At 62.5% G+C, this 24,493-nt stretch carries 23 protein-coding genes; 13 read left to right on the forward strand and 10 right to left on the reverse strand.

The features are described from left to right. Positions 1 to 162: 162 nt before the first annotated feature. The 3 genes from ACNJX8_RS39675 to ACNJX8_RS39685 all read right to left on the reverse strand — a co-directional run bounded on the left by ACNJX8_RS39675 (position 163) and on the right by ACNJX8_RS39685 (position 3,995). On the reverse strand, positions 163 to 1,788 hold the full coding sequence (locus ACNJX8_RS39675; RefSeq protein ID WP_439359012.1) for a glycosyltransferase family 39 protein: 1,626 nt from the start codon (positions 1,786 to 1,788) through the stop codon (positions 163 to 165). An 84-nt stretch (positions 1,789 to 1,872) separates the two neighbouring features. Then, positions 1,873 to 2,640, reverse strand: coding sequence for a M15 family metallopeptidase (locus ACNJX8_RS39680; protein ID WP_439359013.1), 768 nt, complete (start codon positions 2,638 to 2,640; stop codon positions 1,873 to 1,875). Next, a complete protein-coding gene (locus tag ACNJX8_RS39685) occupies positions 2,637 to 3,995 on the reverse strand; it encodes a YARHG domain-containing protein (RefSeq protein WP_439359014.1) in 1,359 nt (452 codons plus the stop codon). Before ACNJX8_RS39685 ends, ACNJX8_RS39680 begins: the two co-directional genes overlap by 4 nt. Positions 3,996 to 4,246: 251 nt before the next feature. Here ACNJX8_RS39685 and lepA point away from each other — a divergent pair, with 251 nt between their 5' ends. Continuing rightward, on the forward strand, positions 4,247 to 6,058 hold the full coding sequence (lepA, locus tag ACNJX8_RS39690; RefSeq protein ID WP_439359015.1) for a translation elongation factor 4: 1,812 nt from the start codon (positions 4,247 to 4,249) through the stop codon (positions 6,056 to 6,058). 208 nt (positions 6,059 to 6,266) lie between these two features. Here the strand turns inward: lepA and ACNJX8_RS39695 are convergent, their stop codons facing one another. Genes ACNJX8_RS39695 through ACNJX8_RS39715 form a run of 5 tightly spaced genes read right to left on the reverse strand, consistent with a single transcriptional unit; the run spans position 6,267 to position 11,556 of the window. Then, positions 6,267 to 7,505 (reverse strand): efflux RND transporter periplasmic adaptor subunit, encoded by a 1,239-nt coding sequence (locus ACNJX8_RS39695; RefSeq protein WP_439359016.1) that lies wholly within the window; start codon positions 7,503 to 7,505, stop codon positions 6,267 to 6,269. Between the two features lie 2 nt (positions 7,506 to 7,507). Continuing rightward, a complete protein-coding gene (locus tag ACNJX8_RS39700; RefSeq protein WP_439359017.1) occupies positions 7,508 to 9,871 on the reverse strand; it encodes an FtsX-like permease family protein in 2,364 nt (787 codons plus the stop codon). Positions 9,872 to 9,875: 4 nt separating this feature from the next. After that, positions 9,876 to 10,583: an ABC transporter ATP-binding protein gene (locus ACNJX8_RS39705; RefSeq protein ID WP_439359018.1), complete on the reverse strand. Its 708-nt coding sequence runs from the start codon at positions 10,581 to 10,583 to the stop codon at positions 9,876 to 9,878. A 44-nt stretch (positions 10,584 to 10,627) separates the two neighbouring features. After that, complete coding sequence (locus tag ACNJX8_RS39710; protein WP_439359019.1) at positions 10,628 to 11,302, reverse strand: methyltransferase family protein; 675 nt, start codon at positions 11,300 to 11,302, stop codon at positions 10,628 to 10,630. Continuing rightward, the gene (locus ACNJX8_RS39715; RefSeq protein ID WP_439359020.1) at positions 11,302 to 11,556 is read right to left on the reverse strand and encodes a DUF2933 domain-containing protein; all 255 of its coding nucleotides are present in this window, start codon (positions 11,554 to 11,556) and stop codon (positions 11,302 to 11,304) included. The genes ACNJX8_RS39710 and ACNJX8_RS39715 overlap by 1 nt, the downstream gene beginning before the upstream one ends. 175 nt (positions 11,557 to 11,731) lie before the next feature. On the opposite strand from ACNJX8_RS39715, the gene ACNJX8_RS39720 reads away from it, so the two are divergent. The 7 genes from ACNJX8_RS39720 to ACNJX8_RS39750 all read left to right on the forward strand — a co-directional run bounded on the left by ACNJX8_RS39720 (position 11,732) and on the right by ACNJX8_RS39750 (position 16,629). Beyond that, the gene (locus tag ACNJX8_RS39720; RefSeq protein ID WP_439359021.1) at positions 11,732 to 11,980 is read left to right on the forward strand and encodes a hypothetical protein; all 249 of its coding nucleotides are present in this window, start codon (positions 11,732 to 11,734) and stop codon (positions 11,978 to 11,980) included. A gap of 679 nt (positions 11,981 to 12,659) precedes the next feature. Next, positions 12,660 to 12,848, forward strand: a complete 189-nt coding sequence (locus tag ACNJX8_RS39725; protein ID WP_439410305.1) for a hypothetical protein — start codon at positions 12,660 to 12,662, stop codon at positions 12,846 to 12,848. Between the two features lie 91 nt (positions 12,849 to 12,939). Continuing rightward, on the forward strand, positions 12,940 to 13,908 hold the full coding sequence (locus ACNJX8_RS39730) for an ABC transporter substrate-binding protein (protein WP_439359022.1): 969 nt from the start codon (positions 12,940 to 12,942) through the stop codon (positions 13,906 to 13,908). 272 nt (positions 13,909 to 14,180) lie between these two features. Then, a complete protein-coding gene (plsY, locus tag ACNJX8_RS39735; protein WP_439359023.1) occupies positions 14,181 to 14,864 on the forward strand; it encodes a glycerol-3-phosphate 1-O-acyltransferase PlsY in 684 nt (227 codons plus the stop codon). A 307-nt stretch (positions 14,865 to 15,171) separates the two neighbouring features. Next, complete coding sequence (locus ACNJX8_RS39740) at positions 15,172 to 15,858, forward strand: Crp/Fnr family transcriptional regulator (protein WP_439359024.1); 687 nt, start codon at positions 15,172 to 15,174, stop codon at positions 15,856 to 15,858. A gap of 147 nt (positions 15,859 to 16,005) precedes the next feature. After that, positions 16,006 to 16,434: a hypothetical protein gene (locus tag ACNJX8_RS39745; protein WP_346016200.1), complete on the forward strand. Its 429-nt coding sequence runs from the start codon at positions 16,006 to 16,008 to the stop codon at positions 16,432 to 16,434. Between the two features lie 12 nt (positions 16,435 to 16,446). Then, a complete protein-coding gene (locus ACNJX8_RS39750; RefSeq protein WP_091896915.1) occupies positions 16,447 to 16,629 on the forward strand; it encodes a hypothetical protein in 183 nt (60 codons plus the stop codon). Between the two features lie 119 nt (positions 16,630 to 16,748). Here the strand turns inward: ACNJX8_RS39750 and ACNJX8_RS39755 are convergent, their stop codons facing one another. Then, positions 16,749 to 16,958, reverse strand: a complete 210-nt coding sequence (locus ACNJX8_RS39755) for a hypothetical protein (protein ID WP_063707793.1) — start codon at positions 16,956 to 16,958, stop codon at positions 16,749 to 16,751. Positions 16,959 to 17,142: 184 nt separating this feature from the next. On the opposite strand from ACNJX8_RS39755, the gene ACNJX8_RS39760 reads away from it, so the two are divergent. From ACNJX8_RS39760 to ACNJX8_RS39780, 5 genes are all read left to right on the forward strand, one after another. Further along, a complete protein-coding gene (locus ACNJX8_RS39760) occupies positions 17,143 to 17,574 on the forward strand; it encodes a hypothetical protein (protein WP_128936953.1) in 432 nt (143 codons plus the stop codon). Positions 17,575 to 18,787: 1,213 nt separating this feature from the next. Further along, entirely contained in the window at positions 18,788 to 19,021 is a 234-nt protein-coding gene (locus tag ACNJX8_RS39765) for a hypothetical protein (protein ID WP_091896907.1), read from the forward strand. A gap of 175 nt (positions 19,022 to 19,196) precedes the next feature. Further along, entirely contained in the window at positions 19,197 to 20,123 is a 927-nt protein-coding gene (locus tag ACNJX8_RS39770) for a complex I NDUFA9 subunit family protein (RefSeq protein WP_439359025.1), read from the forward strand. 156 nt (positions 20,124 to 20,279) lie between these two features. Continuing rightward, positions 20,280 to 20,753: a GNAT family N-acetyltransferase gene (locus ACNJX8_RS39775; RefSeq protein ID WP_439359026.1), complete on the forward strand. Its 474-nt coding sequence runs from the start codon at positions 20,280 to 20,282 to the stop codon at positions 20,751 to 20,753. A gap of 102 nt (positions 20,754 to 20,855) precedes the next feature. Beyond that, complete coding sequence (locus tag ACNJX8_RS39780; RefSeq protein WP_439359027.1) at positions 20,856 to 22,010, forward strand: acyl-CoA dehydrogenase family protein; 1,155 nt, start codon at positions 20,856 to 20,858, stop codon at positions 22,008 to 22,010. 185 nt (positions 22,011 to 22,195) lie between these two features. Here ACNJX8_RS39780 and ACNJX8_RS39785 read toward each other — a convergent pair whose 3' ends face one another. After that, positions 22,196 to 24,364 (reverse strand): putative bifunctional diguanylate cyclase/phosphodiesterase, encoded by a 2,169-nt coding sequence (locus tag ACNJX8_RS39785; protein ID WP_439359028.1) that lies wholly within the window; start codon positions 24,362 to 24,364, stop codon positions 22,196 to 22,198. Between the last annotated feature and the right edge of the window lie 129 nt (positions 24,365 to 24,493).

Raw genomic sequence — 24,493 nt, forward strand, 5'->3', positions numbered from 1 at the left:
GCCACGCGCCGTGCTGCGCTCCCTCGCCCCGTTCTTACGGGGAGAGAGTTGGGGTGAGGGACCTCCCTCCGCGCATGAGATCGTGGTGAGACCTGTACCCCCTCACCCGGATCGCAAGAGCGATCCGACCTCTCCCCGCAAGCGGGGAGAGGTAAAGAGAGCTCACTTCCCCGGCGGCACGATGTAGATGTTCCAGCTCATCGCCGGACCGGCCTTGCCGTGGGTGAAGCGACGCGTGGTCATCACCATGCGCTCGGCGTTCGGCGCGACCTCTGACACCCACTTCTCGAACTTGGGCAGACGTTCGTCGGTCGGATCGAACACGCCGATGAAGCCGTAGGTCCTGACGTCCTCGAGCGAGGTCAGCCCGGACGCCCAGGCTTCGTTCGGCGTGAACGGGCTGGGGTGATCGGGGCTGTAGAACACCATCGGCTGAATCGTCTCCATCGTCCCGGCGACGACCGCCCAGCGCGAGGCAAAGCGCGCGTGCCAGGCCTGCGTCAGCTCGCGCGCCAGCTCCGAGCGCGCGCCATAGGTCGCCGTGTTGCCGGCATTGGCCGCCATCTCGCGTGCGGCGATCCAGGGCGAGGCGGCGAGCGTGGCGACGCTGAGCACGAGCCAGATCGCGGCGATGTTGAACAGCACCGAGCTCTGCACCCGCAATGCGGGGATCGCGACCAGCGCCAAGGGCACCAGGAAGAACAGCGAGATGCCCCAATCGGTCTTCATGTAGATGCTGAACACCAGCGCGCCGAGCGGCGGGCCGAACGCGACGATGATCTGGATGATCCAGACGTTCAGCGCCTGCGAGAGGTTGACGCTCGGATTGGTCCCGCGCGCCCAGGCTCGCGTGATGATGCGCAAGGGCGCGCGCATGAGCAGCGTGAGCCACGGCGGCACCAGCGCCATGGCGAGCGCTGCGAGCGCGACCGGCAGGGCCAGCAACGCGAAATTATGCAGGAAGTAGCCGGCGACGAGCTGATGCACCTGGCTGCTGTCCTGGAGGCTGTAGGTGTCGCCGGCATAGGTCAGCGGCACGAAATGCGCATCCGCCAGCCAGACGATATGCGGGATCATCGCCACCACCATCGTCGCGATCGCAACCCATGGCGCCGGCGACGACAGGAAGCGCAACCGCTCGGGATGGATCAGCGCGGCAAGGCCGATGGCGCCGATCATGGTCAGCACCCAATATTTGGTCATCAGCGCCAGCGCGCCGGCCAGCCCGAGCAAGACTCCGGATGGCCAGCTCCGCTTCGCGAAGGCGTTGAGATAAGCGAGCACGAGCAGCGGCAGCGTGACGAGCTGGAGCAGATCCGGGTTGTACTTGAAACCCTTGAAATTGAAGATCGGGTAGAGCGCGATCATCACCACGACCAGGAACGCACGCCGCGCGTCGACCACGCGCAAGGCAACCAGCCAGCAGATCACCATGCCGGCACTGACGGTTGCCATCGCAAGCGCATAGGTCGCCCAGTCCGCCGCCGGGAACAGCTTGAACCAGAGACCGGCGATCCAGCCCGACAACGGCGGATGCTTGCCATAACCCCAGAGGAATTTCTGGCCCCAGCCATAAGCTTCCGCGACGTCCATGTGAACGTCCTGCGCCGCCTTGAGATTGATCAGGATGAAGGTCCAGAGCACCGCATGCAGGATGGCGAGCTGGATCACCAGCCAGAGGCGGGCCTCGGGGCGGATCGCGCAGGCGACCAGCCAGGCCCGGAAGCGATGGTAACTCACCCGGGTTTTCTGACGCGCCCTGGCGGTCGGGAGGGATGTGGTTGACATGGGGCGCTTGGGTAGCGCGTTTTGCGCGCGAGTGAAATCAGCTTGGCGTGAACGAACGCCCGCTCCGCCCGGAAATCGTCGCGTTCACCGGGCCAGCAGTTCCGGGCGATATTCAAAGTGCATGGTGTCGTAGTGATACCATTTGCCGCCCCAGATGAAGCCATGACGTTCGAAGATGTCGACGATCTCTTGCGGCATCCTGTTCTTGTACGGAATCGACTTTCCCCGGCCGGACCACAGCCAGTAATCGGAATATCGCAGGTTCAGGTCGATCGCGGCGGCATAGCCATGCATGCTCATCTTGCCTGTGTCGGCGACGGGCCGACACGACAGCACGCCGGCAATCGGAAAGGCGGCAGCCTTCAGCGCCGGCTCGAGCTTGTCGATTTCCGCCGACACCTCCCTGAGCCGATCGGCGACGCCGTTGATCCGCGTTACCTTAATCGCCTTGCCCCATGATCGCGGCAGCCAGACGATGGTGACGAGATTGCGCTGGACTGCGCCGGCATGGCAGTCGCCATACATCTTCCTGAAGAACGCTTCGTTCCTGAACCGTCCGGGATCGGCGTTCACTCCCGGGGCTGCGGAAACGCCAACCGGATAGGACAAACGGAGCTGGTCGATGATCGAGGCATCTCGCAGGCGCTGATCAAACGACTTGTCGTCGATGCCGTCGTCGACCGGCATTGCGGTGCCATCGCGCCAGACAATTTGCTTGCCGTCGTGACCGGACAGAGCTTCGGGATAGGCGCGAACCAGCCGATCGAGAAGCTCGGCTCTGGTCTGGGCCTTCGCCGAGGCAGGGGCAAGCACGAGAATGACAACGACGTGTGCTGCCCGCAGCGCGATCATCGGCGCTTGCCGGCCTGATCGAGCAGCGCGACATTCGCCTCCTCGATCGAATTGAGCTTGGGATTCCATGTATTGGGCGAATACCATGAGAAGCGCTCAAAGCGGGCCTTGAGATCTGCCGCTTCGAAATATCGTCCGCGTCGCGCAAAGATCTCGTTGCGCGCGATACGGAGTTCGTCGTTCGAAAGCCCACGCAGATCAGCGGACGTGAGCAGGCGTCGATCGGAATCGGGAAAGATGAAGCCGCTCTGAGACGGGCCGCCGGATTCATAGCGTTCGATCAAGGCGACATTTGCCTTCTCGACGGCGCTGAGCTGAGGGTCCCAGGTCCGGGGTACGTACCAGGCGAACTTGCTGAACCTCGCCGTCAGATCTGGCGCGCTGAAGTAGCGCCCTCGCCGTGCAAAGATCTCGTTGCGCGCAAGGCGCAGCTCATCCTTGCTCAGCGTCCTCAGATCGGCATCGGCAAGCAGCCGGCTATCGGAATCCGAAAACAGGAAATCCGACTGCGTCCTCGTCACCGGAGCGGAAGACGGAAGGTTTGAGGTGGGCGCTGTGACCGTCGCCGGCACGTCGACTGCCGCCACCTGCCCTGCCGCTGCGCCCGAAAAGTAGAATGAGCCGTCGATCGGCGAGGTGGAAACCCAGGGCTGCTGGGCGCTGCCGGTCGCACGCTTGACGATGAGCCCCACCTGATTGAACGTCTGCAGCACGTCCAGCCCGGGTCGCTGCATCGTTTCGACCAGCGCCCGCGTGTAGGGACTATGCCCGTCGGCGCCGTCGAGCGCGACGTTTCCAGGCTGGGTGGCGTAGGAGAGCAGCGTTCCTTCCGGAGCGCGGATCTGCGCCAGGCCGCCGTCGGAGCCACGCAGCCCACGCCCGCCAAACGGATTGTTCCTGCAAGCATCGAGGATGACGATGTTCAGCTTGGTTCCTGCTCCATCCATCTGGCGAAGCACCAGTGCGGCATCGACCATCTGGAAATCCACGTCGGTTTCGCGCGTCGGATTCGCCGTGATCGGCACGAGATAGTTCGCCCCGCGAACCTGGATGCCGTGCCCGGCGTAGTAAAACAAGGCGACGTCGGCGCCGATCAATTGATTGCCGAAGCGCTGGACCGCGTTGTCGAAGCCCGCCTTGTCCAGCTCGATCTGGGCACCCCCGCCGACCAGAGTGAAGCCGAGCCGCTGCAACGTATCGGCCACCAGCTGTGCGTCGTTCGCCGGGTTCTCCAGCCGCGGCACGCTCCGGTAAGCGGAGTTGCCGATGACGAGGGCGACGCGCTTTTCAGCGGCGGCCGGGAAGGCGAAACATGCGGCAAACAACAAGGCAGAAAGAATCTTCTTCCAATACATGGCCCGCTTCCATGACAGAAAGCTGGAGGAATAACAGAGCGCGCCCCTGAAATCGATGGTCGCGGAGCTCGGGAACGACCGCAGCCGCTAGAACGGGGGCGGCCTGCGACACCGCCCCGATGCCGAAACCGAAATATTGCCCCATCCGAGCGGTTCAGCCGAGCACAGGGCTGCCGAGCGCGTCGCCCCCTGCTGCCGCGGAGGTCAAGTGAATGGTTGCCGCACGGGGATGTGAGTGGTATCCCGCGCCCATGACGACCGTCCCCATTTCCAACATCCGCAATTTCTCCATCGTCGCCCATATCGACCATGGCAAATCGACGCTGGCCGACCGCCTGATCCAGATGACCGGCGGCCTGTCCGACCGCGAGATGGCGGGCAAGGAGCAGGTGCTCGATTCCATGGACATCGAGCGCGAGCGCGGCATCACCATCAAGGCGCAGACGGTGCGCCTCGCCTATCGCGCCAAGGACGGCAAGGATTACATCTTCAACCTGATGGACACGCCCGGCCATGTCGACTTCGCCTACGAGGTCTCGCGGTCGCTGGCGGCCTGCGAGGGTTCCCTCTTGGTGGTCGACGCCAGCCAGGGCGTCGAAGCGCAGACGCTCGCCAACGTCTACCAGGCGCTCGACAACAATCACGAGATCGTCCCGGTCCTGAACAAGGTCGACCTGCCCGCCGCCGAGCCCGAGAAGATCAAGCAGCAGATCGAGGACGTCATCGGTATCGACGCCTCCGACGCGGTGATGATCTCGGCCAAGACCGGCTTAGGGGTGCCCGACGTGCTGGAGGCGATCGTCACCCGCTTGCCGCCACCAAAGGGCGATCGCGACGCGACATTGAAGGCGCTGCTGGTCGACAGCTGGTATGACGTCTATCTCGGCGTCGTCGTGCTGGTGCGGATCGTCGACGGCACCATGAAGAAGGGCCAGCGCGTCCGCATGATGGGCACGGGCGCGGCCTATGACGTCGAGCGCGTCGGCTTCTTCACGCCGAAGATGCAGCAGGTCGACGAGCTCGGCCCCGGCGAGATCGGCTTCATCACCGCCGCGATCAAGGAGGTCGCCGACACCCGCGTCGGCGACACCATCACCGATGACAGGAAGCCGGTCGCCGACATGCTGCCCGGCTTCAAGCCGGCGATCCCGGTGGTGTTCTGCGGCCTGTTCCCGGTCGATGCCGACGACTTCGAGACGCTGCGCGCCGCCATGGGCAAGCTGCGGCTGAACGATGCCAGCTTCTCCTTCGAGATGGAGACCTCGGCCGCACTCGGCTTCGGCTTCCGCTGCGGCTTCCTCGGCCTGTTGCACCTCGAGATCATCCAGGAGCGGCTGTCGCGCGAATTCGACCTCAACCTGATCGCGACCGCGCCGAGTGTCATCTACAAGATGAAGCTCACCGACGGCCAGGAGATCGAGATCCACAATCCCGTCGACATGCCCGACGTGGTCAAGATCGCCGAGATCGACGAGCCCTGGATCGAAGCCACGATCCTCACGCCCGACGAATATCTCGGCAGCGTCTTGAAACTGTGCCAGGACCGCCGCGGCTCGCAGAAAGAGCTCACTTATGTCGGCTCCCGCGCCATGGTGAAATACGACCTGCCGCTCAACGAGGTCGTGTTCGATTTCTACGACCGCCTGAAATCGGTCTCCAAAGGCTACGCCTCGTTCGACTATCACCTGACCGACTACAAGCCGGCCGACCTCGTCAAGATGCAGATCCTGGTCAATGCCGAGCCGGTCGATGCGCTCTCCATGCTGGTGCATCGTACCCGCGCCGAAGGGCGCGGCCGCGCCATGGTCGAGAAGATGAAGGAGCTGATCCCGCCGCACATGTTCCAGATCCCGATCCAGGCGGCGATCGGCGGCAAGGTGATCGCGCGCGAGACCGTCCGCGCGCTGCGCAAGGACGTCACCGCAAAGTGCTACGGCGGCGACATCACCCGTAAGCGCAAACTTCTGGAGAAGCAGAAGGAAGGCAAGAAGAAGATGCGGCAGTTCGGCAAGGTCGACATCCCGCAGGAAGCTTTCATTGCCGCGCTGAAGGTGGATAGCTGAGGCGGGGCGGGCCCGTTTCAAGCGTAGCGAGATTGGTCGGTCCGGGGACGTTTGGGGCCCGAAAACAAAATTATCGAAAAACAACCCCATGCACAGTAGCCGGGGTCTTGTTTGGATTGCGCTTTTTCGATTTTACGAAATTCGTTTGACCCGTCGGGCAAAACAGGGGCATGATGGCATCATCGAACCCGTGCTTGCCGTCCTGTATCTATTCCGGACCTCTTTGCGCGATCCTCGCTCCATCGGTGATCCGGTCGCTCGGGTGCAGCACGACGCGGTCCCCGGCGGTGAGACCTAATCGAATTTCGGCCATGCGGCTGTTGCGGTGGCCGATCTGGACGAGAGTCGTTTTTGCACGATCGTTCTCGTCGGCAAAAACGGCCCACTGATCGCCTTTCCGGAACAAGGCGCTCACCGGCACGGTCAAAGCATCCTGAGCACTCCAGGTGGTGACGTGGACGATGACCCGATAGTCATGTCCGAGTGAGGCCCACGCCTCAGGCGGGTCGCTGAAATCGATGGTCACGCGGACTCGCTGCTCCTCGATGCCCAGCGCCGAGACTTTCAGGAAGCCGGCTGGGTCTACCCGGACCACCTTGCCCTTAATCGGCTTCCCGCCCCAGCCGTCGATGCGGGCCGGCGCGCCGACCTTGATCTGGACCGCGTCGGTTGAGAGCAGGTCGGCCACGACTTCGAGATCGAGCGGGTTGCCGATATCGACCAGCGGCGTCCCGGGTAGGACCGTCGCCTCGCTGTCCTGGATGATCTTCAGCACCCGTCCGCTTGCCGGGGCGAGCACCCGGACGCAGCAGACCGGCTCCGCCGACGGCGTGGCATTGGCCGGGTCCATCAGCCGCGCCGCCAGGCTGGTCCGCACCGCGCGACGCATGTCGACCTGGGCCTTGGCGCTGGCCAGGGCGGCCTCATTGGTGGCGACCTCGAACTTCGCCTTGTCGAAGGCCTGGGCGGAGATGGTCTGTGTCCGCGACAGTGCCTGGGCCCGCTGGAATTCGGTCCTTGAAAAATCCAGCGCGGCTTCGATCCGGTTCACTTCTGCCTCCTGCTGCTGGATCGCCGCATCCGCGGCCAAGACTTCGGCTTGGAGCTGATCCCGCGAGCGCACGTCGATGAAACCCGGAAGCGTCGGCTGCATCAGGGCGATGACGGTCTGGTTGGCGACGACCTCGTCGCCGACGTGAAGCGAAGGTCCCTGCTCGCCGAGCGGATGCGAAATCCTCAAGACCTTTCCCGCGATGGGCGCCGAGACCGTGTAAACATGGCGGACATGGGTTTTTCCGTCGTCATCCGCCGTGACCTCGATCGGCCCTTTCGAGACGGTCGCAAGATCCACCAGAACCGGGCGGGGCCAGGCGAACCAGGCCAGGCCTCCCGCGACCGCTGCCAGGACCGCAGCACCGATGATACGTTTGGTCCACTTTGCCGGCATGGCTAGTCTCGCGTCTTGAGGACCGCGACGAGGTCCAGTTTGTCGATGCGTTCGCGGATAACGACTGCGGAGGCGACGGCCGCCAACACCACGACCGAGGTGGCGATGACGTAGGTCGAATGTTCGACGACGAGACGCACGCGCATCAGTTCGCCGGCCAGGTTCGTCTTCATGACCCATGCAAGCCCGTAGCCCATCAGCCAGCCGGGCGGCTGGGCGATCAGGGTGAGGATGGCGAGCTCCAGCAGCAGGATGCGCAGCACCTCAACGCGCGTGAAGCCGAGCACGCGCAGGCTGGCCAGCTCGCGCGCGCGTTCGGACAGCGAGATGCGGGCGTTGTTGTAGACCACGCCGAACGCGATCACGGCGGCGAGGCCGGTGTAGATGCTCGCCATCGTGGTGACGAGCAGCGCCACGGTCTTGCGGAAGTTCGCCAGCGAGACGCGCTGCAGCGCCACGCCGCCGACCGTCGGCATGGACTTCACGGCGGCGTAGAAGTCCTCCGTTCGGGTCTCGTCGAGGCTGAGATTGACGCTGGTCACGACGGGCGGCTCGCGCATCAGCTTGCGCAGTGCCGCGATCTCCATCATGCCCCTGATGCCGAAATAGTCCTCGACGGTCGCGACGACCGGCACCGTGACGGTTCGCCGGGCTCCCTCCAGCAGATCGATCTCGACGCTATCGCCGGGCCCGACGCCGAGGATGTGGGCCAGCATGCCGGAGATGGCGAGGCCCGTCTCCGGGAGCACGACCGGCCGAAGCTCGACGTCGATGATACGCCGGAGGTCGGCGTCGGCCGGCGGGCCGCTGATGACGATGCGGCGTTCGACGTTGCCGTGGCGAATCCGGACCGGCACCTCGCGGAACGGCTCGGCGGCAAGAACGCCCGGTAGCCGGTTCACCTGCTCCACGACATTCGCGATCCGCTTCTCGGCAAAGCCGATGGTTACGTCCTGCCGGTCGGCGAGGAAATAGGTCACGTCGATCAGGTGCTCCATGCTGTCCCGCGTGAACAGCGAGACCACAAGGATCGCAGTCGCCAGCGCCATGCCGAGCGCGGTGAAGAAGGCCCGCACCGGATGCCGGGCAATGTTGCGGATCATCATCAGCGTCGGCTGTGACAGGATCTGCTCGAGCTGGATGCTCGCCGGCAGCAGCCGCCGATAGACCGGCGGGGCCGGCGGTTGCATGGCGACGGCAGGAGGCAGCTTCACCACCCCGCGTAGCGCCCGGAACGCGCCGATCGCGGCGGCAGCCGCGCTGAGCGCGCCCGCGGTGACATGGAGGTCCGGCGCCTTTGCGAACACCAGGAACGGGAAGTGGAAGAAGTCGCCGAACAGCGCGGTGATGCGCAAGCCGAGCCAGGTGCCGGCAACGCCGCCCAGGAGGATTCCGATCACGACGATCAGCGCCACGAACTTGAAATAGTGCAGCACGATGCTGCTGTCGGCATAGCCGAGCGCCTTCAGCAGACCGATCTGCTCGCGCTCGAGCACGACCAGCCGGGTCAGAGTGAGATTGACCAGGAATGCGGCGACCAGCAGGAAGATCGGCGGCAGCGTGCGGCTCATGTTGTTGAGCATGTCGAGCTCATGATCGAGCCAGGCGTGCGAGGTCTGGTCCTTGCGGCCATGAGCAGCCTGCCCGCCATAGGGGTCGAGCAAGGTGTCGAGCCGCGAGATCACCTCGCGCTCCGAGGTGCCGGGCTGCAGCTTCACCGAGACCGCCGAAAAAGCGCCGTCGAGATCGTAGACGCCGGCGAGCGCCTTCTCCGACATCCAGACGATCGCGTAGCGACGGTCATCCGGCATCAGATCGCCCGGCCCGACGGTGTAGACGAACTCGGGGGACAGCGCGGTGCCGACGATGACGAGCTCGCGCTTCTTGCCGTTCAGGATGGCCGAGAACCGCGCCCCCTCGGAGAAGCCGTGAGCCCGTGCAAACGGCTCGTTCACGACGACCTCTTCGGTCCGTCCGGCCTCAGGAAGACGTCCGGAACGCATGTAGAGTCGATTGAGGTGCGGCTCGCCGTTATCGGGCAGCGAGACGAACTGGGCGCTGGCGGGCTCGGAGAAGCCGGGAATATCCAGCAGCGCCAGCTTGGCGATGCGGGTGTCGACGACGGCGACACCGGGGATCTCGCCAATCCTAGCGGCGAGCGCCTTAGGCGCGCGCTTCGCTTGCGCGAACACGTCGGCGAAGCCATAGCGCTCGTAATAGGCGATCCGGGTCTCTTCCAGGGAACGATGGGAGCCGACCGCAAGCACCAGCGTCGCAACGCCGCCTCCAACGACCAAGGCGACGGCAAGCACCTGAGCCCAGAGCCGCCTGACGTCGCGAAACAATTTGATGTCGAGCGCTGTCATGTCGTCACCAGGTGAGCTCGGCGGCTTGCCGCCGGCTCGCGTTCTTCTGGATCCGGGAGATCCGACCGTCGGCGAAGAACAGCACCCGGTCGGCGACCTCCTGGATGCTGGCATTGTGGGTGATGATGACCGTGGTGGTGCCGAGTTGCCGGTTCACCCCGAGCAGCGCTTCGATGACGCGGATGCCCGTCTTCGAGTCCAGCGCCCCGGTCGGCTCGTCGCACAGCAGGACCGCCGGTCGTTTCGCGACCGCGCGGGCAATGGCGACGCGCTGCTGCTCGCCGCCGGAGAGCTGGGCAGGGAAGTGATGCATCCGCTCCTCGAGCCCAACGAGCGCCAGCGCGTCGGCTGGCCGTATCGGGTCCTGGGCGACCTCGGTGACCAGTGCGACGTTTTCGTAAGCAGTGAGGCTCGGCACCAGATTGTAGAACTGGAAGACGAAGCCGACATGGTCGCGGCGATACTTCGTCAGCTCGCGATCCTCGAGATCCGTCAGGTCAAGGTCGCGGAAGAACAGCCTGCCGCCGGTCGGTCGGTCGAGGCCGCCCATGATGTTGAGCAAAGTCGTCTTGCCGCTTCCGGAGGGGCCGAGCAGCACGACCACCTCCTTCTCGGCGATTTCGAGATCCACGACGTTGAGGGCATGCACCACCACCTCGCCCGAGACGTAGGTCTTGGTCAGCGCTTTCGCGGTGAAGACTGGCACGCCCATCGACGTCCTTTCAAGCCAGTGCCGAAGGGCATTGCTGCCGAAGGTCAGCCGTGACGATAGCCGCCGGAAGAGCCCTGACCGGATTGCCGGTTGAGATGGGGAAAGAACGCCGGCACCTGCGCAGCGTACCGCGCATAGGTCTCGCCGAACTGGGCCCGGGCCTCGCGCTCCTCGTCTCTGGCAAGCTTCACATACATGACGGTCAGCACCGGAAACATCGCCAGCGTGAGGATAGTTGGCCACTGCAACAGGAAGCCGAACATCACCAGCACGAAGCCGACATATTGCGGGTGCCGGACGTAGTTGTAGGGGCCGGTGGTGGCTAAGCTGCGGGTCTGCTGCGCGTCGTAGAGCACTTTCCAGGCGGCGGAGATCAGGACGAACCCGGCGCCGATGAAGATGAAACTGAGAATGTGGAAGGGTCCGGCGTGCGGATTCGTCTTCCAACCGAACATCATCTCGAGCAGGTGGCCGGCATCATGCGAGAACCAATCGACATTCGGGTAGTGCGACTGCAGCCAGCCCGAAAGAAAGTAGATGGTGAGCGGGAAGCCGTACATCTCCACGAACAGCGCCACCAAAAACGCGCTGAAGGCGCCGAAGGAGCGCCAGTCGCGGGAGGTCTGCGGCTTGAAGAAGCTGTAGGCGAACAGGATGAACACCGCCGAGTTGACGATGACGAGGCTCCAGAGGCCGTAGGCGGGCGCGGCGTCGTGCATCACGCGCTCCTTGGATCGTTCGCCCGCCCGCCGCCGTGGTTGTGACCGTATCCGCCATGCATGAAGAAATGCATCAGTGGACAGGCGAGCAGTGGCAGCCAGACCAGGAGGCCGAGCACGTGGGCTCGGTGCTCGGTGAACAGCAGCGCGCCGGCGATGGCCAGGAATCCGATCAGGACCAGACCGGCCTTGGCTTTGACGGACATGCCCTCCTGCGGGGGGTCTCGATACCCGGAATGGTCCTGCACCGACATTGGCGCGCTCCTATGATTTACAGAGCATAGGAGCACCGCTGCTATCCTTGTTGACGCAGATCAACGGCTCTCAAACTGCGGCGACAGAGCTACGAAGCTCATTCCTTGACCTTGCTCAAAGCCGATGTGCCGCGGAGGCCTACCATGAAAGCTCCCGCAATCCGGAGAACCGAACATGATCACCAAGAAACTCCTCGCCGCCATTGGCGTCGTGTCCCTGCTGGCCGTTCCTGCGGTGGCTCAAACCACGGACAAAGAGAAGAATGGCCATCACTACAGCGGCGGGCCGAAGACCGAAGTCCCGCATCACATGGGCAGCAAGAAGGAGACCACCGGCGCCTCGACGAAGTCCTCTTCGGGCGGTCATCATTACACCGGCGGACCCAGCACCTCGACGCCTCACCACATGGGCGACAAGAAGTAAGACCATCGTTTCGGGGGGCGTGAGCCCGAATCCACTTCTCCACCTTGCTTGCCGCACGACGGATTCCGGGCTCGCGCTTCGCGCGCCCCGGAATGACGGCGAGCGCTGCCAAAAGACGATCAACAGCGGCAATATCTGAAGCAACGTCTTTTAACGGGGATCGTGGTGCTTCCAATAGTAGCATTCCTCGTCCACGCACTGTTCGAACAGCTGGCCGGATAGGACGGGATGAGCTCTTGCCAAACCCATCGCTCAATTTGGCGGACGCAGAATCGAGATGAGCTCGATCCGATTTGTGAGGATGAAGCTTGATGGGTTTCGCTTCGCTCTACCCATCCTACGAGCTGGCTGTCACAAAGCTTGTCTCCAACGGCCTTGGCAATAAGCACCGCGACGAATAATCTAGCCGCGCTTATACTGAAACAGGCGTTTATCTTTTTATTATTCTGGGGGAGATCTCAATGAAGCTCGCTCACATTTTGGCGTCGATTGCGCTGGTCACAATCGTCGTGGTGAATCCTGTCGCTCTCGCACAAGAGCCTCCAAAGCTGAAAGTGACTCCATTGCAGAAGGAGCCGCTGACGGGGCAATCGGACAAGGAAGTTATCTCCCTGATCGTCGAGTGGCCGCCTGGCTCTGGCACCGGCCTCCATACCCATCCCGGCGACGATACACGACCGTGCTCGAAGGCGAGGTCATCGGTCGAAAAGAGGGCAGTGAGGCCAAGACCTATACGGCGGGACAATCCTATCACAATGAACCCGGCGTCGTTCACGAAGCAAACAACAAGGGAAGCGTTCCTGCAAAAACATTCAACGTCTTCGTGGTTGAGAAGGGAAAACCAGTAACTGAACCAGTGAAGCGGTAGAGATTCTCGAATCTGCGATTTCCGTTCTTGGACCTCTATCGTTGCCACCTCTGCCTTCAGTTGGTCCAAGGCGCTTTCCGAGGTCGCACGCATGAAACGGCGCGAATTCATAACGGCCTTTGGCGCTGCGGCAATGACTTTGCCATTGCCCGCTCAGGCGCAGAAATTGGCAATGCCGGTGATCGGCTCTCTCAATCGCCCGAGCCCCGGGTCTGAGACGTTCGGAGAGGCGTTTCGCCGCGGCCTCAAGCAAATGGGATTTGTTGAAGGCCAGAACGTTTCCATCGCGGGACGTTGGCCCAACGCCAATGAAGAACTGCGAGACGCCGCAGCCGACTTGGTTCGTAAGCGCGTCGCTCTGATCTTTACCGCCGACAATGGCGGGGCATTGGCCGCCAAAGCGACGACCTCGGAAATCCCTATCGTGTTCGTGGTGGGCCTCGATCCAGTCGCTATGGGCCTGGCTGCCTCCATCAATCGCCCGGCCGGTAATGCCACTGGGGTTGCGTTCCAGGTGAGCGCGCTGGAGCCGAAGCGGTTCGAATTGCTGCATGCTCTACTACCCCACGCGTCTTTGGTGGGGGTGCTGGTCAATCCGGACAATCCAAATGCGGATGTAACAGGCCTGCGATCAGCCGCATCTTCCTCGGGACTGCAACTGCTTGTTCTGGAGGCGCGAAACCTCGCCGAGCTCGAACAGGTGTTTGCGACATCGGTCAAACGTCGAGCAAACGCGCTGCTTGTAACCTCCGACCGCCTCTTCAATCTTGAACGTCGTCGTGTCGTTGATCTAGCGGCGCTTAGCGCCATACCCACAATGTACCCGTGGCGCGATTTTGCTGACGCCGGCGGCTTGATGAGCTACGGCAACAGTCTGACCGACGCCTTTCGGCAAGGCGGGATCTATGTCGGCCGCATTCTGAAGGGGGACAAGCCGGCCGACCTGCCGATTTGGCAGCCCACCAGATTTGAGTTCGTGATCAACCTCAAGGTCGCAAAGACGCTGAACCTCGAAATCCCGCCCGGTCTGCTGGCGTTTGCGGACGAGGTGATCGAATAAGACTAACGTCCGCTTGGGCCATACCGGACAATGCAATGGGCTAGTCGATGACCGGTGGGCTCGACCCAAATCTCGTAGGATGGATTGAGCCCTTGCGAAACCCATCACCCCAATGGGCGAACGCAGCATCTAGATGAAGCTTGATGGGTTTTCGCTTCGGTCTACCCATCCTACCGGGCTCAAGCGTCTTGGCGTTTTCGCGCAGCCAAGACCCATAGCGGTCACGCGAAGTCGGAGATAAAACAGCGTTCGGGAAACTGGACATAAAACCAATGGCTTTTTGGACAGCGGGCGCGGTTGGGTTGGTGATCGCCTATCTCCTCGGGTCAGTCCCCACGGGCTATCTGGTGGGGAAACTGCTCAGGGGCATCGATATTCGAGATCATGGCTCCAAGTCCACCGGGGCAACGAATGTCTTGCGGACCCTCGGTAAATGGCCTGCCTTGTTCGTGCTCGTGGGCGATGTGCTGAAGGGCGTGAGTGCCATCATCGCCGCGCGTTGGTTCTGTCCTTGGCTTTATGCAGAACTATCCCCGCCGCCGACAGCGTCTGATCTGCAAATCTGGGTGCCATGGGCTGTTTGTCTGGCTGGAATTGCCGTGCTGTTGGGACATAGCCGATCGATCTGGCTGAACTTCACCGGCGGCAAGTCTGCTGCGACCGGGCTCGGTGTGTTGCTGGCGATGTCGTGGCCCGTGGGATTGGGGGCTGCAGCCGTCTTTGGCGGTGTGCTGGCTATGACCCGGATCGTTTCCTTGAGCTCGATGCTCGCGGCGTTGACGGCAATCGTTCTCGTCTGCGCGGTCGAGCACCCATTGCCGTATCGGTTGCTGGTTATCGGAGGCGGCTTTTACGTGATCATCCGCCATCGCGCCAACGTTCAAAGGCTTTTGGCGGGAACGGAGCCGCGTCTGGGTCGAAATGGCCGGGATGCGAAAGCGGAAGCGCAGGTTTAGCAAAGGACTTATTTGGGGCCGCTCGTGGCCCGAGGGCGAAGATCGCGATGGCGCCGGGCACGTCAGCAGCCGCCAAATCGACGCGAATGACCCCAAACGGACCTCAACTATCATCCACCAAGCTCCCGTTTAGGTATCCAGAGCGCACGAACGATTGCCGGGACCCCTGCACGGCAACGTAAGAATCGTGAGGAACGGATCGACCTCATCCGACTTTGTCGTCACGTACCCCTTCCGTGGTAACGCCCTCGGAGCGTTGATTTACCCCCTGCGGACCGGCCCGACCGATGGGGCGATAGGTGCGCAAGTGGATGATCCTCTTCGCAACAAGCTCTTGGCCCTTCTTCCGCTACGGGACCTCGAGTCTGTAAGGGAGAGGTCGTCGATCGTCGGGTATGCCCAAGGCGATGTTGTTCAAAAGGAGGGCCAGGAAATCACGGCCGTTCACTTCCCGCTATCGGGCATGTTCTCGCTTTTGGTCGTGCTGAAAGATGGTCGGACGGCCGAAACGTCCGTCGTCGGGCGGGAAGGCATGATCGGAGCCCGTGCGGGCCTTGGGCCGCCGCGCAGGTCCCTCGTTCGCGTCGTCGCCCAGCTACCGGTTCAAGCCTTGAAAATTTCAGTGAAGGAGTTTCGGAACTTGGTGACGCACAGCGCGCCTATGGCGGAGCTGTGTGTCAGGAGTGCTGACGTGTTGCTCGACCAAACCAGGATGACAGCTGCCTGTAATGCGCTGCATGGCGTCGAGCAGCGCTTCTGTCGGTGGTTGCTACACACGGCGGACCGCGCGGAAAGCGATCACTTCGTACTGAAACAGGAGCTACTGTCCGAGATGCTGGGCGTGCACCGCACATACATCACGGATGTCGCAAACAGGCTGCAAAAACGAGGAGCCATTGCCTATTCGCGGGGAAAACTTCAGATCCTGGATCGCAGCCTCGTGCGAGATTTATCGTGCGAGTGCTATGGCCTTCTCAAGCGAAATAGTTCCTAGCATTTCTTTCGAGCTCGCGAATATTTACGTCGACAACCAGACATAACGGGTATCTACTTCTTCGATCACCGCACCGTCCTTAAGGGCAGTTATCGGTGAAGAGAACGCCGGTTGCGCTCCCGCCCCAACTTAAATGGAGCAGCGCCGATGCGACGCCGTTTCAAACAAACCAGCACCCTCGAACAGCGGCTGCTCGAACAGGCAGAACGTCTGCGCCAGCGGGCCCAAGCCACTCCGCCCGGCGTCGAACGCGAAGGACTTTTGCGTCGTGCGCGCCAAGCCGAGACCGCTTCCCGCGTCAACGACTGGCTTCGTCCAAGGAATTGCGGCCGCCAACCAAGCGCGGAGCAGCAATTCAATATGGTCGGATACCGAGCATTTATTATCGGCGAGGATGGTCACATCTGCGATGCGCGGGTGATTGAGGCGGCCAGTGATGAAGCCGCTGTCAAGGCCGCACGGCGCTTCATCAACCGCCACGGCATCGAGATATGGCAACTCGGTCGCAAGGTCGCGATCCTTGACGCCGATGATGCAGCGCCGAGTGCTGCCGCAACGCTCCCGCCTGCTAAATAGCGAAGCAACGCGATGCTCATTCTAATCGACAATCCGGAGCGCCGCGCCGAGCTGATCTCGCGAGTTCGGGCCCGTATCGATTGCGAAATTGAAGAGGTGAGCGAAGCGCTGTGCGAAGGTCGCCCAGCGACCCGCGCCTTACGCTTGCTTGAGACGCTCACGAAAATCCTGGCAGAGCTGGAGGTGCAAAAGTAAGCCGCCTCGGTTGGCGGCCTTTTTCATTTCGAACGTCACCTGTTGGCCCTTCGCGACATTGCACTGCCGCGCGATCCCGGTCGCTAACAGGGCATAGGATGTGCAGGGGACTCAGTCGTTCAGAGATGAGCACGCGGCAATAGCCATCCCATGATCTTCTGATACGGATCGCGACGACTGCGGACGAATGCGTTCTCGTTCTGCTGAGCGGCTGTTCTGGCGAATTCAGAAATCCCCTCCATAGACTGCCGTTTATCCTTCGGAAGCTTCGCCCATTGGCGAATGATCTTCCGGCGGGCTTCGCGTTGCTTTTCCCTTACGTCAGGCATCGGGACGCTCCTTGAAGAGGATTTATTCCGGTCGACCTAGTATTGTTTGGGCTCACTAGAACTTCAACGTCCAATCAGGAACTCTTAGCCCCTCTGATCGTGCGGCGCTATACACGGGAGCGAGTCTCATATTGGCTTTGCAGGCCCGCCGTCCTAGAATTGCGGCGATCGCAGGACGGGCGAAATGCAGTATGTTTGCGACGCGCCGAAGGGCAAGACCTGGTTCCGTATCGAGACGGAAGGTGAAGCGATGCATGAGTCGCGCCTGATGGGTCACACAGTTGAGAAATATTTCCGCCGCGAGCGGGAGAAGGCAGTCCAGTCCTGGCGTCCCGAGCGGCCCAACGCGATCGAGCGCGACATCGGCCTCGAGGCCCATATACAGCGAGAGATGCCGCTTTTCCTCACGCTGCGCGACAGGGAGGGCAATGCACTGACGACAGCGATGCTGCCACCCGGTGGCAAGGATCGCGGCGGGTTCCGGATCATCATCGTTGCCGCATCCAATGCCGATCCTTATCCTCAGCAGGACGCGGCCATCGCTGCATTGGGAGCGCATTTCGGTCTCACACTCGATCGCAACCGCTGCTTCCCCTACGGCCGCCAAGGAGCCTGACAAGTATCGCCGCTTGATTGGAGCGATGTCGGCTCATGGCCCTTCGCGTCATTTGCTGCGGTTGCACACCAGGTTGGACTTGGCATTTCACCCGCACTGTTTCTAACCTACAGCGTAACACTGGGCATGGTTTACGGCTCACTCAATTCCTGACTTGTTTGAACCGCAAACTGAAAGAGGCCGCCAACTGAAGCGGCCTTAGTATCGCTCTTAGTATCGCTCCCAATTCCTTCGGCTCGGGCGCTCTTTTGTGAGCGCCGGGGGTCACTCTTCTAGTCCGGTACTGCTAATCGCAACGGCGGACCCTGCGGACCGAGCCGTCGTCGCGCTCGATCGTGACGGTGCGGCATCCACCGCGATATCCGCGATCATATCCGTAAGCGCGATAAGCGGGTCGATCGTACTCGCGGTAGTAACGCCGCTCCGGGCCAACTCTCACGCCGCCGAGCGGAGTTTCAACGGCAACTTGAGCTGACGCGGGCGCGATGGAGATCGGCGTGGCGATAGCGAAACCAGCAACCGCCATTACACCGGCCAATAATAGAGTTCTCATACGAGTTCCTCCTAAGTTCTCGCAATTGCCTTCCAACATCCCAGATAGGGCAAGGTTCCTGCACGAAATTCATCCAAACGGCGGGCGGCTCAGACTTAGGTCGCCCGCCTCGGAACACGAACGGTGCTGGCCCGCCGCGCATTTTCCTGAACCAAACAAATACCGACCGGAAATGTCTGTTGAGGGTCAGCCTCCGAAGAACTCGCTTTCAGCACAACGAGTCAGCCTTACTTCAATCAGCCGACATCAAGGCGGAGTTTGCAGAGGTCTGCGTCGAGCCAAAGCGGCGGCGCATTTCTGCAGCTACACAAGAGGACGAAAGGTCCGAGCCCCTGGCGGGAAATGGCGGCTAAACATTCGCCGCAACCCGCAAACTGCATTGGCAAAAATCGCGCACATCCTCGGATTTTCGAAAGGCATGGCGCAAGTTGACGATTCGACCAATCAATTTGATCCCGTGTCTAAAGTTGTCCTCGGGATGCCGACTGAGGTGCTTCAGCGGCCGGTGCACACTGGCTCCTAGACGATCTGAAGCAAGTCAGGTCGAATAGGAACAATTGGTGAACTCCGCCGTTCGTAGCGCACCGGCCGATGAACGTTCCAGGTCAGCCAAGAAGGCAGCTCAAACTCGCAAACGCCGCGTGGCGTGAAGGAGGCACAATGTCGACATGCGAAACCTGCGGCAATGACTATGACAAGAGTTTTCAGGTGGTGATGAACGGCCAGGCGCACACGTTCGACAGCTTTGAGTGCGCAATTCATGCCTTGGCGCCAACGTGCAAGCATTGCGGAACGCGCATCGTGGGACACGGCCTGGAAAAGAGCGGCACCTACTATTGCTGCGACCACTGCGCCCAGAAGGAAGGCGTGACCGACCTCCGCGATCGTGTGTAAAGCCAGGAATAGGCTCGGCGGCGTTGCACGCAGCTTCCTCGGGAATTTTGGCGCTCACGCGGGGGACGGTGAGATGAAACGGACTGCCGTTGCCAGGCGCCGCTTTCGCGAGAATAGACGACCGACGAGCCTGCGGTCTCCGCTGGCTTGAGACGATCTCAGTACGAGTTGCGCTATGGCGCCCGCAAATAATCGCCTTGTTACGGTGTTCGGTGGAACGGGGTTTCTCGGCCGCCGCGTTGTTCAACATTTGCTCCGGTCGCCCGAGTTTTTCGTTCGGATTGCATCAAGACATCCCGAACGAGGCAGACAGCTTTTTGGTCACGACGAGCCACGCCTCCAATCCGTGAACGTCGATCTACGCGACGAAGGTTCGATAGCCGCTGCTGTTGACGGCGCATACGGCGCCGTCAACGCGGTCAGCCTCTATGTTGAACACGGACAGGAGACTTTTCATTCCGTGCATGTGGAATCAGCCCGGCGATTGGCTGCCCGGGCATATCGAGCTGGCGTCAAGCGGCTCATCCACGTTTCCGGTATCGGCTCTGATGCCACGTCGCCGTCCCTCTATATTCGCAAGCGTGGCGAAGGCGAACTCGCGGTCCGCGCAGCATTTCCTGAGGCTACGCTGGTTCGCCCGGCGGTCATGTTCGGCCCGGATGACGCGTTTCTCACCATCATCCTCAAGCTGCTCCGCCGATATCCGATCTATCCGATGTTTGGCCGCGGATCGACGCGATTGCAGCCGGCCTATGTTGACGATGTGGCCGACGCGATCACAAGAGCGCTTCTGAGCACCGAATCGAACGCAATCACGTATGAATGCGCGGGTCCTCGCATCTACACCTACGAAGAGCTTCTCAGAACCGTCGCGCACGCAGCCGGCCGCAGCCCTATGCTCATTCCAGTACCGTTTACTGCTTGGCATGTGGCGGGATGGATTTCGGAGCTGCTTCCAAGGCCGCCCATCACGCGGAATCAGGTGGAGTTGATGCAGATCGACAACATCGCGTCGGTGGGAATGCCAGGATTTTCCGAGCTTGGAATCCCGCCGCAATCAGTCGAACAAATTGTACCGGCAATGCTACGGGAAAGCTCGTAGGATGGGTTGAGTTCTTGCGAAACCCATCGCCCAGATGGGCGGACGCAGAATCTGGTAATGCTTTGCTAGCTCGATCCGATTTGTGAGGAAGAGGTTTGATGGGTTTCGCTTTGCTCTACCCATCCTACGAGCTACTGCTGAGCGAGTGGAGCGATCATGGAATGCACGATCCGACTGGCACGTGAGGACGACGCTGCTGACATCAGCGCGGTCATCCTGCGCGCGCTGCGCGAAACCAACGCGAAGGACTATACGGGCGAGATCATCAAAAGGGTCGAGCGCAGCTTCAGCCCAGACGCAGTGCACCAGCTGATCGGGAAACGCACCGTTTTCGTCGCCTCGATGGGCAGCCGCGTGGTTGGAACGGCAAGCCTCGACGGAAGCGTGGTCCGTACGGTCTTCGTGGCTCCCGATATTCAGGCCCGAGGTATCGGCAAGCGGCTGATGGCAGAGATCGAGCGCACAGCGCGCGAGCGAAGCATTCCCTCGCTGACCGTTTCGTCTTCGATCACCGCTGAAGCATTCTACGCACGGCTCGGGTTCAAGGCCCTGCGCGACAGCTATCACGATGACGAACGCACGATCATTATGGAGCGATCCCTCGATGTTCCGAGCCGGTCCGCGCCATAGTACGTAGCCCGGATGGAGCGAAGTGATCTTGATCCTCGCTGCCAAATAGAGGACCATCGCGTTCCTGACCGCTCACGGCAGAATGGGCGAGGAAACGCAGCAATGAACGCAACTCCCGGAGTTGGCCTGGTCGAACGTGCCCGCGCCATCGCGCCGCTGATTGCGCGCGAAGCCGATGAGATCGAGCTCACGCGGCGGCTGACGCCGGTCGTCGTCAATGCGCTGATCGAGAACGGGCTCTATCGCGCCCTCCTCCCGCAAAGCCTCGGCGGCGCTGAAGCCCCGATCGAGATCTTTATGCAGATGCTAGAGGAGATCGCGAAGGCGGATGCCTCGACCGCCTGGTGTCTCGGCCAGTGCAGCGTCTGCGCGATGATCGCGGCCTCGCTCGACCATGACACCGCGCAAGAGATCTTCAACACGCCGCCCGGCATCCTCGCCTGGGGTGCGATCGCGCATGAGGCGCGCGCGGTCGAGGGCGGCTATCGCGTCACGGCGCGGTGGGATTTTGCCTCGGGCTCGCGGCAGGCGAGCTGGCTGGGGGCGCATGTGCGTATCGTCAATGCCGACGGCACGCCACGGAGGAATGCCGACGGGTCGCCGGAGGTGCGCACCATTCTGTTTCCGGTCGCGAGCGCCGTGCTGCACGATGTGTGGCAGGCGATCGGGCTCGCGGGCACCGGCACCGATTCCTACGAGGTCAACGACCTCTTCATTCCCGAGCGCTTTACAGCGTTTCGCGACGTGCCGTCGGCGCTGCGCGAGAAGGGTCCGCTCTACAAGATCGGTACCGGCTCGACCTTCAGCCTTGGCTTCGCCGCGGTCTCGCTCGGCGTGGCGCGGGCGACACTGGATGCGGCCATCGCGCTGGCGCGTGGAAAACATCAGTCACTCGCGGCCAGCGCCATGCGCGACAACGGCGCGGTCCAGGGACTGATCGGCCGCACCGAGGGCGATTTGCGCGCCGCGCGCGCTTATCTCTATGCGACCGCGCATGCGATGTGGCGCGATCTGTCCGCGACCGGCGAGTTCAGCGCCGCGCATCGCAGTGCGGTGCGGCTGGCGGCGACCTGGACCATCCATCAATCGGCAAAGGTGGTCGACGCCGCCTATCACATGGCCGGCGCGACCGCGGTGTTCCGCAGCAATCCGTTCGAGCGGCGGTTTCGCGACATGCACGCCATCGCGCAGCAGATCCAGGCGCGCGACACGCATTATGAGGATGTGGGGAAGGGGATTTTGGCGGGAGGACGCTGAACGGCAGCCGCGATGACGTTGCACTCCCTCGCCCCGTTCTTACGGGGAGAGGGTTGGGGTGAGGGGCCTCTCTCCGCGGATGCGATCGGCGTGAGACCGGTACCCCCTCACCCGGATTGCTGCGCAATCCGACCTCTCCCCGCAAGCAGGGAGAGGTGAGGCAGCATCACGCTCTTGCGCCGCACTCACGCCACCAGCGCGGCGTCCTCGTCCGTGGCGTCGATGCCGCGCTGCGCCGCCAAGAGGCTGATGATCTCCGCATTCGGCCTTGCCTTGCTGAACAGAAAGCCCTGACCCTCGTCGCAGCCCTCGGTGCGCAAGCAGCTGAGCTCGGCTTCAGTCTCGACGCCCTCGGCGGTGATGGTGACCCCCAAGCCCTTGCCGAGGCTGACGATGGAGCGGATGATCGCCTGGGCTTCGCGGTTGGCGCCTAAATCGCGCACGAAGGACTGATCGATCTTGATCTTGTCGAAGGGGAAGCTGCGCAAATAGCTGAGGCTGGAATAGCCGGTGCCGAAATCGTCCATCGAGATGCGCACGTCGAGCGCGCGCAGCGCATGCAAGGTCGCCAGCACCTGCGCGCTCTTCTCCAAAAGCAGCGTCTCGGTGATCTCGAGTTCGAGCCGCCGCGGCGGCAGGCCGGAATGTTTCAGCGCGTCCGTCACCATCGACAGCAGATTGCCGCTGCGGAATTGCAGCGGGGACAGGTTGACGGCGACACGGACGTCGTCCGGCCAGGCCGCGGCATCCAGGCACGCGCGGCGCAGCATCAGGCCGCCGAGCGGGTTGATGAGGCCGGTGTCTTCGGCGACCGGAATGAACTCGGCCGGCGAGACCATGCCGCGCTCGGCATGCGGCCAGCGCACCAGCGCCTCGAACCCGGTGATGCGGCCGCTCTGGAGGTCGATCAGCGGCTGGTAATAGGGGCGCAACACGTCGTTCTGGATCGCGTCGCGCAGCTCGACCTCGATCTTGCGCCGGCTCTGCGCTTTTGCATCCAGCGCCGCCTCGAAGAAGGCGAAGGTGCCGCGCGAATCGGCCTTGGCACGCGACAGCGCCATGTCGGCGCTCTTGAGCAGCTTTTCGGACTCATCGCCGTCGCCGGGCGCCATCGCGATGCCGATCGAGGCGCCGATCACCACGGAATGGCCGTCGAGCAGATAGGGATCGGCGATGGCTTCGAGCAAGCGCTTTGCCAGGATCACCGCGTCCTCGGGACGTGCCAGGCCGCTTTGGACGATGGCGAACTCGTCCGAGTTCAACCGCGCCAGCGCGTCTTCCTCGCGCAAGGTCGAGCGCAGCCGCTTGGCGACGCCGCGGAGCAGCTTGTCGCCGACCGCGTGTCCCAGCGTGTCGTTGACCGCCTTGAAATTGTCGAGCCCCAGCATCAGCAGCGCGACCTTGTCGGTGCTGCGCCGCGTATGCAGCAGCATCTCGTCGACCTGTTGGCGCAGCAAATTGCGGTTCGGCAGCCCGGTCAGCCCGTCATGCTGGGCCATGAAGGCGAGCCGCGCCTCGGCGCGCTTGCGCTCGGTGATGTCCATCAGCGCGAGCAGGACTGCGGGCCGCTCGGCATAGGTCAGTTCGCGCGAGTAGATCGCAAGGTCGATCAGCGCACCGTCGGCCTTGACGTGCTTCCAGGTGCGCCCGGCCTGCTCCGCGCCGGTTGGATCGGGGGTCCAGGGCGGCTCGCTGTCGAAGGCCTGCAAGGAGCGAATCTTGAGCCGCTCGAACTCGGCGCGGCTATAGCCATAATGCGCGATCGCGGCATCGTTGACGCCGAGGATGCGTTCGTCGTCCAGCGCGCAGACGATCATGGGCACGGGATTGCCGTCGAACAGCAGCCGGAACGAGGCCTCGCGCTGCTTCAATTCGGTGATGTCGACGCGCAGGCCGACGACGCCGCCGTCATCGGTCAATCGCTCGTCGATCAGGATGACGCGGCCGTCAGCGAGCTTCTGCTCGTGACGCGCGCCGGGCTGATAGAGCTTTTGCAGCCGCTGCGCGATCCACTCGTCTTCGTGGCCGACGGCCTCGGGATAGTCGCCGCGGGCGACGCCGATGCGCAGCGTGTCCTCCAGGCGCGCGCCTTCGACGAACAGATCGGCGGTCTTGCTGTAGATCTCGGCGTATTTCTTGTTCCAGAGCACGTAGCGGCCGTCGGCATCGAGAAACACGATGCCCTGCGGCAGGATGTCGATGGCCTGGCGCAGGCGCTCATGCGACTTGCGCGCTTCCGCGATGGCGGCTTCCGCCTCGGCGCGGCTGCGCAAGAGTTCATCGCGGTCGGCTGGCGGATGAGGCGTGCGCGCGAAGCGCGGCTTGCGCGGCTGTCGGCCGGCTTGGGCAAGCACGTTGCGCTTTCGCTTTGCTGTCTTTCGAGACCCCAAACTCAACTTCACTCGTCCCAGTCACGCCCAGTGACCGCAAGCTTTGGGGCAAGTGTCTGAAAAAAAAGTAATCTTGCCCAGCCGCGGCCCGCG

The organism is Bradyrhizobium sp. SPXBL-04 (assembly GCF_051853035.1).
GTDB classification, from domain to species: Bacteria; Pseudomonadota; Alphaproteobacteria; order Rhizobiales; family Xanthobacteraceae; genus Bradyrhizobium; species Bradyrhizobium zhanjiangense.